The sequence below is a fragment of the Ruegeria sp. HKCCA5426 genome (genome assembly GCF_013034585.1).
GTDB lineage: Bacteria > Pseudomonadota > Alphaproteobacteria > Rhodobacterales > Rhodobacteraceae > Ruegeria.
Genome location: NZ_WQGH01000008.1, coordinates 38,444 through 50,232 on the forward strand (window position 1 = coordinate 38,444; position 11,789 = coordinate 50,232).

At 57.3% G+C, this 11,789-nt stretch carries 14 protein-coding genes; 5 read left to right on the plus strand and 9 right to left on the minus strand.

Going from position 1 to position 11,789, the window contains the following annotated elements:
• Nucleotides 1-4: 4 nt before the first annotated feature.
• From GOV87_RS14035 to GOV87_RS14045, 3 genes are all read right to left on the minus strand, one after another.
• Nucleotides 5-1,072 carry a 5-(carboxyamino)imidazole ribonucleotide synthase gene (locus tag GOV87_RS14035; RefSeq protein WP_171212206.1) on the minus strand — a complete coding sequence of 356 codons (1,068 nt, stop codon included), beginning with the start codon at nucleotides 1,070-1,072 and terminating at the stop codon, nucleotides 5-7.
• A complete protein-coding gene (gene purE, locus GOV87_RS14040; protein ID WP_171120242.1) occupies nucleotides 1,065-1,553 on the minus strand; it encodes a 5-(carboxyamino)imidazole ribonucleotide mutase in 489 nt (162 codons plus the stop codon). The genes GOV87_RS14035 and purE overlap by 8 nt, the downstream gene beginning before the upstream one ends.
• Before the next feature lie 76 nt (nucleotides 1,554-1,629).
• The gene (locus tag GOV87_RS14045) at nucleotides 1,630-1,854 is read right to left on the minus strand and encodes a YdcH family protein (protein WP_010441787.1); all 225 of its coding nucleotides are present in this window, start codon (nucleotides 1,852-1,854) and stop codon (nucleotides 1,630-1,632) included.
• A 164-nt stretch (nucleotides 1,855-2,018) separates the two neighbouring features.
• Here GOV87_RS14045 and GOV87_RS14050 point away from each other — a divergent pair, with 164 nt between their 5' ends.
• From GOV87_RS14050 to GOV87_RS14065, 4 genes are all read left to right on the plus strand, one after another.
• Nucleotides 2,019-2,432, plus strand: a complete 414-nt coding sequence (locus tag GOV87_RS14050; RefSeq protein ID WP_058275530.1) for an Hsp20 family protein — start codon at nucleotides 2,019-2,021, stop codon at nucleotides 2,430-2,432.
• A 5-nt stretch (nucleotides 2,433-2,437) separates the two neighbouring features.
• The gene (locus tag GOV87_RS14055; protein WP_171120244.1) at nucleotides 2,438-2,662 is read left to right on the plus strand and encodes a DUF1150 family protein; all 225 of its coding nucleotides are present in this window, start codon (nucleotides 2,438-2,440) and stop codon (nucleotides 2,660-2,662) included.
• 95 nt (nucleotides 2,663-2,757) lie between these two features.
• Complete coding sequence (locus GOV87_RS14060) at nucleotides 2,758-3,645, plus strand: PhzF family phenazine biosynthesis protein (protein WP_171212207.1); 888 nt, start codon at nucleotides 2,758-2,760, stop codon at nucleotides 3,643-3,645.
• Entirely contained in the window at nucleotides 3,642-4,502 is an 861-nt protein-coding gene (locus tag GOV87_RS14065; RefSeq protein ID WP_171212208.1) for a glycosyltransferase family 10 domain-containing protein, read from the plus strand. The genes GOV87_RS14060 and GOV87_RS14065 overlap by 4 nt, the downstream gene beginning before the upstream one ends.
• 58 nt (nucleotides 4,503-4,560) lie before the next feature.
• On the opposite strand, the gene GOV87_RS14070 is transcribed toward GOV87_RS14065, so the two are convergent.
• The 4 genes from GOV87_RS14070 to trxB form a co-directional block, all read right to left on the minus strand.
• Entirely contained in the window at nucleotides 4,561-6,279 is a 1,719-nt protein-coding gene (locus tag GOV87_RS14070; protein ID WP_171212209.1) for a bifunctional sulfate adenylyltransferase/adenylylsulfate kinase, read from the minus strand.
• Nucleotides 6,280-6,496: 217 nt separating this feature from the next.
• Nucleotides 6,497-8,167, minus strand: coding sequence for an adenylate/guanylate cyclase domain-containing protein (locus tag GOV87_RS14075; RefSeq protein ID WP_171212210.1), 1,671 nt, complete (start codon nucleotides 8,165-8,167; stop codon nucleotides 6,497-6,499).
• Between the two features lie 63 nt (nucleotides 8,168-8,230).
• On the minus strand, nucleotides 8,231-8,695 hold the full coding sequence (locus tag GOV87_RS14080) for an RES family NAD+ phosphorylase (protein WP_171212211.1): 465 nt from the start codon (nucleotides 8,693-8,695) through the stop codon (nucleotides 8,231-8,233).
• 4 nt (nucleotides 8,696-8,699) lie between these two features.
• A complete protein-coding gene (trxB, locus tag GOV87_RS14085; RefSeq protein WP_171212212.1) occupies nucleotides 8,700-9,641 on the minus strand; it encodes a thioredoxin-disulfide reductase in 942 nt (313 codons plus the stop codon).
• A gap of 227 nt (nucleotides 9,642-9,868) precedes the next feature.
• Between trxB and GOV87_RS14090 the strand changes: the two genes are divergently transcribed.
• A complete protein-coding gene (locus GOV87_RS14090) occupies nucleotides 9,869-10,369 on the plus strand; it encodes an Lrp/AsnC family transcriptional regulator (RefSeq protein ID WP_171120257.1) in 501 nt (166 codons plus the stop codon).
• A 117-nt stretch (nucleotides 10,370-10,486) separates the two neighbouring features.
• On the opposite strand, the gene GOV87_RS14095 is transcribed toward GOV87_RS14090, so the two are convergent.
• Both GOV87_RS14095 and GOV87_RS20575 read right to left on the minus strand, forming a co-directional pair.
• Nucleotides 10,487-11,269: a Hint domain-containing protein gene (locus GOV87_RS14095; RefSeq protein ID WP_171122240.1), complete on the minus strand. Its 783-nt coding sequence runs from the start codon at nucleotides 11,267-11,269 to the stop codon at nucleotides 10,487-10,489.
• 333 nt (nucleotides 11,270-11,602) lie between these two features.
• Nucleotides 11,603-11,731, minus strand: coding sequence for a hypothetical protein (locus tag GOV87_RS20575; RefSeq protein WP_255431604.1), 129 nt, complete (start codon nucleotides 11,729-11,731; stop codon nucleotides 11,603-11,605).
• Nucleotides 11,732-11,789 lie beyond the last annotated feature (58 nt).

Consider the following 11,789-nt stretch of genomic DNA (forward strand, 5'->3'; position numbering starts at 1 on the left):
TTTCTTAGCGCATGATACGGTTGAAATGCCCCATCTTCCGACCTGCCTTAACCTCGGCCTTTCCATAGAGATGTAGCGCCACGTTACGCTCTTGCGCCAGTTCCGGCACGCGGTTCATGTCGGCACCGATCAGGTTTTCCATCACCACATCCGAGTGGCGCTGCTCGTCGCCCAAGGGCCATCCGGCCACGGCGCGAATATGCTGCTCGAACTGGTCGACGGCACAGCCGTTCTGCGTCCAATGGCCCGAGTTATGTACACGTGGCGCGATCTCGTTCACGATCAGGCCGCCGGGCGTTACAAACAGCTCGACCCCCATCACGCCCACATAGTCCAGAGCGTTCAGGATATTGGCCGCCAGCAAAACCGCATCCGTACGCTGTGCGGGGCGCAGACGTGCCGGGACCGTTGTGGTGTGCAGGATGCCGTCGCGATGCACATTTTCGCCGGGGTCGAAACAGGCCACCTGACCATCCAGCCCGCGGGCCGCAATGATCGAGATTTCGTGACTGAAATCGACGAACCCTTCAAGAATTGCAGGCGCGCCGGCCATGTCTGCCAAAGCGGTTTCGGCATCTTCGGGGGTGCGTAGTCGGGCCTGTCCCTTGCCGTCATAACCAAAACGACGGGTTTTCAAGATCGCAGGCGTTCCGATTTGTTCAATCGCGGCTGTCAGGCTGTCCAGATCGCTAATGTCGGCAAAAGGTGCGGTTTGCAGGCCGAGCCCTTGCAGAAATGTCTTTTCGGTCAGGCGGTCCTGGCTGACGCGCAGCGCCTCGCGGCCGGGGCGAATGGGGCGGTGGGTTTCCAAAATGTCCAGCGCCTCGGTCGGGATGTTTTCGAACTCGTAGGTGATGACATCAACCGACTCGGCGAAGGCTTTCAAAGCGTCGGCGTCCTCATATGCTGCCGTCGTCACCCGGTCGGCCACATGACCGGCCGGAGGGTTTGCGCCGGGCTCATAGATGTGGGTCAGAAATCCCAAACGGGCCGCTGCAACCGACAGCATCCGTCCCAATTGGCCGCCGCCAAGAATACCGATCGTTGCGCCGGGCTGCAGCATCTCAGTCATCGACAGGCTCCTGCGGGATCGAGGCCGAGAGCGCATCGCGCCACGTGTCCAACCGTGCGGCCAGAGCATCGTCCTGCAGCGCCAGTATGCCAGCGGCCATAAGCCCGGCATTGGCGCCACCTGCCGACCCGATGGCCATGGTCGCCACGGGAAACCCTTTGGGCATCTGCACGATGGAATAAAGCGAATCGACCCCGGACAATGCCCGCGTCTGGACAGGCACCCCAATTACCGGGACCCGCGTTTTCGAGGCCATCATGCCCGGCAAATGTGCAGCTCCGCCCGCACCAGCAATAATTACCTGCAGGCCACGCGACACGGCGGTCTTCCCATAGTCCCAAAGGCGGTCAGGCGTCCGGTGTGCTGAGACAATGCGCTTTTCATACGCCACGCCCAATTCATCCAGAATGTCTGCGGCTTCTTTCATCGTAGGCCAGTCCGATTGACTGCCCATGATGATCCCCACTTTCACGTCGCTCATCCGCTTGTGTCCCTGCCTTTCGAAAGAGCGCGCACTATAGCCAAATCCGCTTATGTGGCAATGCGGTACAGAGTGTTCAGGCGATGATATCTGGGGTCAGACGGTCTTCGATCAGGCGGATGATGTCTTTCAGGCGCAGTTTTTGTTTTTTCAGTCGTTTGATCGTCAGTTGATCGGACGTGCCCTTGGCCTGCAACGCTTCGATCGCCTCATCCAGATCGCGGTGCTGGCGGCGAAAAACCTCCAGCTCCACCCTTAAAACCTCATCTGTTTTCATTGAAAGATCGGTGGGCGCGTTCATGGGCGACTCGGTTGTTATTGTGGTGCTTGTCACACAAGATAGTGTGTCAGGCGTTATCCCGCCAGACCTTGTGGACATCCTGGTTTCTTCCCATATTCTATAGCATGCGGTTGCCAAAAAGGGGCCGCAAAACACGTCGCTTTGACAATAAAGGACGAAAATACGTGTCAAAACTTACTCTTGGCTCATACCCGCATCTTCTGGGGTTCGAGCAATTGGAACGCCTTTTGGAACGGTCTGCAAAGGCCGGAAATGAAGGATACCCGCCCTATAACATCGAGCAGACCTCGGATTTTTCGTATCGTATCACTCTGGCGGTAGCCGGGTTCGCGGAAGAGGATCTGTCGATCACCATCGAGGATCGCCAGCTGGTGATCCGGGGTCGTCAACGCGACGACAGCGAGGGGCGCATATTCCTGCATCGCGGCATCGCGGCGCGTCAGTTCCAGCGCATGTTCGTGCTGGCCGACGGGGTCGAGGTAGGCGAGGCGATCATGGAAAACGGTCTGCTGCATGTGGATCTGACCCGCGCCGTGCCGGAAACCGTGGTGCAAACGATCAACATAAGAAAGGGGTAAGAGCAATGAATACGCCGATAGAACTGAACGCCGAAGGCGACCGGATCGTCTATGTCAAAACGGTCGAAGTCGCTGATCTGCCGCGGGAACTGCGCGAACAGGCAGGGGATCTGGATCTGCTCTATGCGGTCCACGACTCGGACGGTCAGCAACTGGCGCTGGTTGCCGACCGCAAGCTGGCGTTCAACCTTGCGCGCGAGCATGACTTCTCGCCGGTGGCCGTGCACTGAGCACGGCCCCTCTGACGTTTTCCACGTGACATCTGCTGTCCGTCGGGCGAGTTATGCGAACCGGAGACGGTTTGCATAAGAAAGAGCGCGCGGAAATGAGCTGGTTTGATTTTGACTGGGTAGATGCCTTTACCGACAGGGCATTTGGTGGAAACGGTTGCGCCGTGGTCCACGGTGGGGCGGCCCTATCTGACAACACCTCGATGGCCTTTGTGCAAGAGACCTCGCTTGTCGAGTGCACGTTTACAGGACCGTCCGAGGTCGCCGACATCCGGGTCCGCTACTTTCTGGCCAGCCGAGAAATCCCATTTGCCGGTCATCCAACCATTGCGACTGTCGCGGCCATGCGGTCCCGTGGGTTAATTCAGGGAAATACGCTGACGCTGGAAACGGGTGCCGGTGTTGTTTCGATCCGCCTGATCGGGGATGAGATCGAGATGATTCAGGTCGCGCCACAGTTTGGTGCGTATGTTCCCGCCGATTTGGTGGCTGCGGCGATTGGTTTGTCTCAGGACGACATCATATCTCCACCGCAGTTTGTATCTACGGGACTGCCTTTTTGCGTTACGGTGCTGCATGATCACGACGCCTTGCGAGCAGCCAAGTTGAATGTCGAGGCACTTCGGGATGTGTCAGAAATGGCAGGGTTTTCTGGGTCTGACATGGCGGAACCTTTTCTTGTCACGCTGAAGGGCGCAACCGATGCAGGAGACACATTCTCGCGCTTGTTGCTGGCGCCACCCAGCCCGCCCGAGGACCCCTTTACCGGTTCGGCAACCGGGGCGATGGCCGCCTATCTGTGGAAACATGGTCTGATGGCGAAGGATAGGTTCACAGCCGAACAGGGGCACGACATGGGACGCCCCGGTCAAGCGACCGTGACCCGCGTCGGGCCTTCTGATGCGATGACTGGTATAAAGGTTGCCGGGCGTGGTCACGTTCTAATGCGTGGTCAGGTCAACCTGCCAGAGGTGTCTGTATGACCGAACCCGCCATTGCAATATTGCCTTATGGAAATCGTTTGGGGCCAAAGCTGTCATCGCTACCCCTGGCTGACCTGATCTGGCCCGAGGGGTGCCCCGAGCGACTGATCGGCAAATCCGTCGGGGACCTTGAGCCCACCGATCACTTGATCATGTACCCCAATTCAACTGTGCATCTACGCCTGCGCCGGGGCACCCGTGCGCAGATTTCCCTGATGATGGGCGAACCTTCGGCCATCCACGCCAAACACGACCGGATGCTGCGCTGGACGTGGCGGCGGTTTTTCCGCGTCCTGACGTTTCATGATGTTTTGCTGCAAGGTATCCCGAACGCGGTATTCCTGCCCTATGGCGTCACAATGATTCCAAACTGGCGCGAATTGGATGTGACCAAGTCAAAATCCTGTTCGTTGATCGCGTCAGGCAAACGTGATCTCGAAGGGCACCAGTTGCGCCATTCTGTCATCGACTGGGTGCGGGAAACTGATGCGGACGTGGATATCATGGGGCGGGGCTATAACCCCTTTGACCAAAAATCCGACGGCCTTGCGCCTTATCGCTATTCCGTAGTGATCGAAAACGTGCGCGAGAAAAACTATTTCTCCGAAAAACTGACCGACGCGATTCTGTGTTCAACTGTGCCGATCTATTGGGGTTGCCCGAATATCGACGATTTCATGGATAGTTCGGGCATGATCATATGTGAATCCGAGGCTGATATTCAGCAAGCGATCCAATCCCTGTCGCCCGAGGATTACGCAGCCCGCTTGCCTCGGTTGCAAGCGATTCAGGCCAAGGCTGCGGAGTTTGGGGATTTCGAAGGCCGCGCGGTCGCAGCCCTGCGCGCAGAACTTTAACCAGAAATGCAAAAGGCCCTCGCGCTGCGGGGGCCTTTCATAGAACATATGCGCTGTCTTAGGACGCTGCGATCAGGCCCATGCTTTCCAGCTTGAGCAGCACCTGATGGGCGCAGTTGTCGACATCGACATTCTCGGTCTCGACGCTCAACTCGGGGTTTTGGGGGACGTCATAAGGGTCAGAAATTCCTGTGAATTCCTTGATCTTGCCTTCGCGCGCCAGCTTGTACAGGCCCTTGCGGTCGCGACGTTCACATTCCTCGATGCTGGTCGCGACGTGAACTTCACAGAAGGCACCGAACTGTTCGATATCTTCCCGAACCGCGCGGCGCGTGGTTGCGTAGGGCGCAATCGGTGCACAAATAGCGATGCCACCGTTTTTGGTGATCTCGCTGGCCACATAGCCGATGCGACGGATGTTCAGGTCGCGGTGCTCTTTCGAGAAGCCCAGTTCCGACGACAGGTTTTTACGCACGATGTCGCCGTCCAGTAGCGTCACGGGGCGGCCACCCATTTCCATCAGCTTGACCATCAAGGCGTTGGCGATGGTGGATTTGCCCGAGCCCGAGAAACCGGTGAAAAACACGGTGAAACCCTGTTGGCTGCGCGGCGGTTTGGTCTTGCGCAGCTCGGCCACAACCTCGGGGAAGCTGAACCATTCGGGGATTTCCAGACCTTCGGCCAGACGGCGGCGCAGTTCGGTGCCCGAGATGTTCAGGATCGTGACGTTGTCCTTGTCTTCGATCTCGTCATTCGGTTCGTACTGGGCGCGCTCCTGCACATAGACCATGTGTTTGAAGTCAACCATCTCAAGGCCGATCTCGTCCTGGAACTTGCGGAACAGATCCTGTGCGTCATAGGGGCCGTAGAAATCTTCGCCTTGGCTGTTCTTGCCTGGGCCAGCGTGGTCACGCCCGACAATGAAGTGCGTGCAGCCGTGGTTCGCGCGGATCAGGCCGTGCCAAACCGCCTCGCGCGGGCCAGCCATGCGCATCGCCAAGTTCAGCAGCGACATCGAGGTGGTCGAGGCCGGGTATTTGTCCAAAACCGCCTCATAGCAGCGCACGCGGGTAAAGTGATCGACGTCGCCGGGCTTGGTCATGCCGACAACCGGGTGGATCAGCAGGTTGGCCTGCGCTTCTTTGGCTGCGCGGAACGTCAGTTCCTGATGCGCGCGGTGCAGTGGGTTGCGGGTTTGGAACGCAACGATGCGACGCCAGCCCAGCTTGCGGAAGTAGGCGCGCAACTCGTTCGGGGTGTCGCGACGGGCGCGGAAATCATAGTGGACGGGTTGCTGGATGCCGACAACGGGACCGCCCAGATAAACCTTGCCTGCCACGTTATGCAGGTAGTTCACCGCCGGGTGTGCGTCATCATCTGCGCCGAACACTTTCTCAGCCTCGCGCGCCTTGTCCGGGGTCCAACGGTCGGTCACGGTCATGGTGCCAAGGATCACGCCCTCTTGGTCGCGCAGAGCGATGTCCTGACCCAGTTCGATAGTATCGGCAAACTCTTCGCTGACGTCCAGCGTGATGGGCATGGGCCACAAGGTGCCGTCGGCCAGACGCATGTTGTCTACGACGTTGTCGTAATCAGCCTCGGTCAGAAACCCCTTCAGAGGGTTGAACCCGCCATTCATCAGAAGCTCCAGATCGCAAATCTGGCGCGGGCTCAGGTCCCAGCTTGTCAGGTCAGCGGCTTCTACTTTCAGTTTTTGCGCGGATTCGTAGGAAACATATAGTTCAGGGATTGGAGCGAGATTGCTTAACATCGTCATTGTAATACTCTTGTCGAAGTGCGGTTTTGCCAGTGATTCAAAGGCGTTTGCGGGGCATTTGCCCCGACAGTTGGGCGAAGTCCATATACATTCATGAAACAAAGGACGAAATGCGCGGTTTTTTCGCGGAATGGAAGGATTTTCTGACATCCGGCGGAAATTACGACCGTGGTTCCAGCAATGGTCGGCAAAATGGTGCCAAAACGTGAATGTGTTCCTATGAGGAAGCACTTTCCAATAGGTCCGCCGCGCTTTGGACAGGCAGAGCGGGAATCGGTCGGGTCACACCGCGCAGCTGAAAGGACTTCATCCCGTTCAGATCGCCTTGGTACCCGGCAATCTTCAGCAAGTCGTCTGAGACAAGAAGTTCCACTTTCAATGCCTTTGTTTCGGCCTCCAACCGGCTGGCCACATTGACTGCATCGCCGATGATGGTGCGTGCGGCATTTCCCGCAGCACCGATTTCACCAAGAACTAAATCGCCCAGATGCAGGCCCATTCCGATGCGAATGCGCGGGCTTCCTTCGGCTTCCAGCTGCTGATTGAACCGCATGAGGGCGTGACTGACATCTGCCGCTGCCTTCAAACCCGCTTCTGCCGAACTTTCGGCATCAGGCGTTTCAAACACGGCCAGCAGCCCGTCGCCCATGTATTTATCAACCACACCCCCGTCAGCGGTGATGGCCGGAACGATGGCATCAAAAAACCGGTTCAGAAGAAAGACAATGTCGTAAGGCAACTGCCCCGTGGTCCGCGAGGTGAATCCCCGCATATCCAGAAATAACACGGCCAGTTTGCGTTCCTGACCCTGACTGGCATGTGCGCGCTGCCGCCCTCCGTCGGGGCGGAACATGCGAAAAGCCGTGATCGGTTCGGTCGGGCGTATCTGGCACGCCAACCGAGCACCATCGGGTGCGCTGACGGCTGCCAGACTGCGGGCTTCAACGTCACTGGGGGCCGGAAGTTTCTCGGCACCGTCTTCTACGATCACGCGACAAGTCGTGCAGCGTCCCTTGCCGCCACAAAGGGCGGTGTGGGGGATGCCGTTGGCCTGCGAGATTTCCAGCAGCGTCATGCCTTTCTCTGCCACGACTTCGGGGCCTTCGACGTATTTGACCCGCACAGAATGTCTGCGCCGCCAGAGTTTGCGACCAAGAAACACGGCAATGGACGCAGCCAGTGCAATCCAGAACGCCATCATTGCGTTGTCTTTTACACTGAAAAGGGCCTGAAACTCTTCGGGTGAGGGCCAGTTGTAATGTTCGATATATTGTTCGCGCAGTGAAGGATCAGCAAAATCGGTCCAAATCCTGCGACCCTCGGTCAGCAGGCCTGCAAGGGCAAAGGACGGAACAAAAACCGCCAACCCGATCAGATAGGGGGCTACGTTTGACCACCAACGGGTGAGGCGAAGCCACATATGCAGCCCGATGCAACTGTGAACCCAGACGACCAGCAACAGAAGGCTTTGCATGTAGATCGCGGAACTGGGCCACATCAGGGCGATGATATACCCCATCTCGTCGTTGACGTTGTATATCTCATGCGCGTAGCGCGTGTGCACGATATGCGCGATCAATTGCAGCGGGATCAGCAAACCCAGTACCACTTGCAGGGCGGTGTTAAACGGCATTCGCAATGTGCGGCGTTGGCTAATGGAATACAGGGCAAGCCCGAAATGGGTGAACAAGGCCACGTACAGAACCGCGCTGCCGATATCATGGCGTGTGACGGCGTGGCGACCGTCTTGCATATCGTGCAGATAATCGGTGTGGAATAGGCCCAGGCCAATATTGATGAAGTGAAAGAAAGCGAAGGCAAACAGGATTAAGCCGCTGCCAATCCGCAGCCGGGTTGCCCACCCGCCTTGCCAAAGAACGCTTTTCAATCAAGCCACCTGTATTCGCATTTCTTGCGCCCGAGTCTGGAGCGGCTGGGGCTATGGGTCAAGTTATGGTTGAGAATAGGATGGTTCCCACGGGGTTGCCGGAGCGTGGGCGCAAATAATGGCCGGGGAAAGATTGAACAGCACAATGTGGCTCAGCTCTGGGCGGGTCCGAGAGCTGTAGATCAAACCGTCAGCGTGTTTGGCACGTGCTTGATCTGAGAACCGCCATGTTGGTGAAAAGCCATGTTCTTTATGGATATCTTGCCAAACTATCGACGCTTTGTGCTGACCGCGCAGGTCGATCAACCTTGCGCCCGATACTTCTGCCCTCTGCAATATTCTTGGTGGGTCGTTGGGCGAGACATATCGACGGATGGCAACACCCGCCCCTTCGGCGCTAAGAGAAGCGTAGAGAGCGATTTTCCCGGAATAATGAAAACGCCCCTCGGGTGCCTGAGCGGGAACCAAAGGGGCGCTAATTTGGGATAGAAACAGAATTCTCCAGACCGGGCCGGAGAACTCCATCATCACGTTACTCCTGCTCGGCCAAAAAACGTTCCGCATCCAATGCAGCCATACAACCCATACCGGCGCTGGTCACAGCCTGGCGATAGATGTGGTCGGTCAGGTCACCCGCCGCGAAGACGCCCGGAACCGACGTTTCGGTCGAGCCAGGCCTGGTTACGACATATCCGCCCATATGGGTTTCCAGCGAGTCTTTGACCAGCTCGTTCGCAGGCGCGTGGCCGATCGCGACAAAGACGCCCTTGCATGGGATCTCGGTGACTTCGCCGGTCTTCACATTCTTGACGCGCACGCCTTCAACGCCCAGAGGGGCATCCGTGCCGATGACTTCTTCAAGCTCGTGGAACCACAGCGGCTCGATCTTTTCGTGCTTCAGCAGCCGGTCCTGCAAGATTTTCTCGGCCCGCAATTCGTCGCGGCGGTGGATCAATGTCACTTTGCTGGCGAAGTTGGTCAGGAACAGCGCTTCTTCGACCGCAGTGTTGCCACCGCCGATCACCACGATTTCTTGTCCGCGATAGAAGAACCCGTCACAGGTTGCACAGGCGGATACGCCGAAACCCTTGAACTTTTCTTCCGACGGCAGGCCCAGCCACTTGGCACGGGCGCCCGTGGCAAGAATGACGGCATCGGCCGTATAAACCGTTCCGCTGTCACCCTTGGCGGTGAACGGACGTTTCGAGACGTCCAGATCATTGATGATGTCGCCGATGATTTCGCAACCCATCGCTTTGGCGTGGTCCTGCATGCGAACCATCAGATCGGGACCCTGAACTTCTGTATCGCCGGGCCAGTTCTCAACCTCGGTGGTGGTGGTCAACTGACCGCCGGGTTCAATGCCCTGAACCAGAATCGGCTCAAGCATCGCGCGGCTGGCGTAGACGCCCGCTGTATAACCGGCCGGTCCCGATCCGATGATCAGAACCTTCGTGTGACGTGTTTCGGCCATGGTACCCCCAACTCGATCTGCCTGTTTTGGGCACTTGGCCCCTTGGCGAATGGATATAACGACCACAGTGCGGCGCTTAAAGCCCCTACCTGTCACACATCCGCTATGCGTTCAGCGAAAAGCGCCTAAAAAAAGAACACTGAAAATAAAGAAAATTGCGCATACGCGAAAGATTATTGCGCATCTTTGGGGTGCTGATATAACAACCGAAAATTCAGGAGCATTGAATGGTCGCGACACGGCTGGATGAGATTGACCGCAAGATTCTGGCGGAATTGCAGGCAGACGGTCGCATGACCAATGTCGAACTGGCAAAGCGAGTGGGAATTTCAGCCCCGCCCTGCCTAAGGCGTGTGCGCACGCTGGAAGATTCAGGGCTGATCCGCGGGTATCATGCCGAGGTGAACGCGCGCGAGTTGGGATTCGAAGTTCAGGTCTTTGCCATGGTCGGACTGGAAAGCCAGGCCGAATCCGAACTCAGCGCTTTTGAAGAACGCTGCCGCGACTGGCCTCTGGTGCGCGAGTGTCACATGCTGAATGGCGAGGTCGATTTCATCCTGAAATGCGTGGCCCCGGACCTAAGCAGTTTTCAGCAATTTCTAACAGGTGAACTTCTGACCACTCCGAACGTGGCAAGCGTGAAAACGTCGCTTGTGATCCGGGGCGCTAAGGACGAGCCCGGCGTACCTTTTGACGTGCTGGAAGAACGAATGAGCCGGATGGCTTGAACCGCGCGCGTTTATGCGCAGCACAACATGGCGGTAGAATCGCCGTGACGAGCAAGAACAGTGCCCAACCTAGTAAAACCTGCATAAAGCCCCCACTTTGCAGCAATTTTTTTGTGTTTACGCTGTGATTGCGTCTACTTCTCCGTCACCGGCACGTGGCATCAACAGCGGGCCGAAATCGTTCAGCGAATCGACATGCGCAAACAGGTTCAGGTAGATTGACCGCAGCGAATGACTGATCATCCGAACTGCGTTTACCCCCGGGTGGTAAGTTTCGAACTGAAGCCCATCAACCTTGATGACCGAGTGCCGCTTTAGGCAGATGTGAAACAGCTCGATCGGAGTGGGCGGAAGGGTTTCGATAACACTCATCCCGTCTTGAAATTCGTGGACCGGTGTCAAAATCGTTTCGTTGCCATGCAGGTGGCGCAGATGGGCCGGTGTCCCGACGATACGCGCGGCCGGACCCGCGATTACGCCAGACAAAGGTTTCTGCATCCCAAACGTGTCCGCCATGATGCGGGTCAAGGGGCGGGTGCGCCCGCGCGAGTCCTCGCGCCCTGGGACAAGAGTGACCGATCCTTTCCACAAAACAGTTTGCGAGGAACCGTCCTGCGTCAGAACGGTGTCACCGGGCAGCAGGTCTTCGATCGCCAAGGGACCCGTCTTTGTTTCAACCAGTGAACCGCGCGTAAATGCGCAGAATGCATCTTCAAACATCGGCAAAGCCGGTGCTATGTGCCGTGTCTGCGAAACGTCACCGTTTGGCATCAGCGAACTGACCTCATAGCGCCGCAGCTGCGCCTTGGGTTTGTTCGGCGATCTTGAGGCATCTTGCAGCATTGCCGAAGTATCAACGGCATTCCTGGCAGCCCGTGAGAGCGAATGTGGAATAGGCATAGTTATTCCGTCCCTTCTAGTACCCGCTCAGACGGAGTGACCTCTCGAAAGAGACCCGTCTGATTAGTCTTATTTTTTGTTTTGATTGAAAGGGCGACCCTAAGGCGGCGGTCGATTCGACGACGCGATGAAAAAATAATCCGCAGACCTTTGGCCAACATTTTGACCCCCCAAACAAACTCACACCAAAGCAGGCTGAAATTGCCGGCGCACACATGCCCCTGAACCTGACCGCTTTGAATACCTGCGGCAGGCCACACACCGGACCGGAGCACCCCTCCGGCGTGTTTCTTGGCCCTGGGGACCGGCAGCTTGGTACCCTGGGCATGTCGGTCAGCCTTGCTTTGCCAAACGGCGCGCAACTCTGACCGAGCGGCTGGAAACGTGTTTCCACGGCATCTCCAGCCCCTTCTCTTTGCTCGCCGCAACAACGGCGCTGAGAAAGCGAGATTTGATCTTCATTTTGTGTTCCTGCTCCTCGGGGGTTTGACACCCCGTTCCCTATGGTTAGCCAATGTGA

What these genes read in the sequence shown, in the direction of transcription:
- GOV87_RS14035 (WP_171212206.1), bottom strand. Translation starts at nt 1,072, where the DNA reads ATGACTGAGATGCTGCAGCCCGGCGCAACGATCGGTATTCTTGGCGGC.
- purE (WP_171120242.1), bottom strand. Translation starts at nt 1,553, where the DNA reads ATGAGCGACGTGAAAGTGGGGATCATCATGGGCAGTCAATCGGACTGG.
- GOV87_RS14045 (WP_010441787.1), bottom strand. Translation starts at nt 1,854, where the DNA reads ATGAACGCGCCCACCGATCTTTCAATGAAAACAGATGAGGTTTTAAGG.
- GOV87_RS14055 (WP_171120244.1), top strand. Translation starts at nt 2,438, where the DNA reads ATGAATACGCCGATAGAACTGAACGCCGAAGGCGACCGGATCGTCTAT.
- GOV87_RS14060 (WP_171212207.1), top strand. Translation starts at nt 2,758, where the DNA reads ATGAGCTGGTTTGATTTTGACTGGGTAGATGCCTTTACCGACAGGGCA.
- GOV87_RS14065 (WP_171212208.1), top strand. Translation starts at nt 3,642, where the DNA reads ATGACCGAACCCGCCATTGCAATATTGCCTTATGGAAATCGTTTGGGG.
- GOV87_RS14070 (WP_171212209.1), bottom strand. Translation starts at nt 6,279, where the DNA reads ATGACGATGTTAAGCAATCTCGCTCCAATCCCTGAACTATATGTTTCC.
- GOV87_RS14080 (WP_171212211.1), bottom strand. Translation starts at nt 8,695, where the DNA reads ATGATGGAGTTCTCCGGCCCGGTCTGGAGAATTCTGTTTCTATCCCAA.
- trxB (WP_171212212.1), bottom strand. Translation starts at nt 9,641, where the DNA reads ATGGCCGAAACACGTCACACGAAGGTTCTGATCATCGGATCGGGACCG.
- GOV87_RS14090 (WP_171120257.1), top strand. Translation starts at nt 9,869, where the DNA reads ATGGTCGCGACACGGCTGGATGAGATTGACCGCAAGATTCTGGCGGAA.
- GOV87_RS14095 (WP_171122240.1), bottom strand. Translation starts at nt 11,269, where the DNA reads ATGCCTATTCCACATTCGCTCTCACGGGCTGCCAGGAATGCCGTTGAT.
- GOV87_RS20575 (WP_255431604.1), bottom strand. Translation starts at nt 11,731, where the DNA reads ATGAAGATCAAATCTCGCTTTCTCAGCGCCGTTGTTGCGGCGAGCAAA.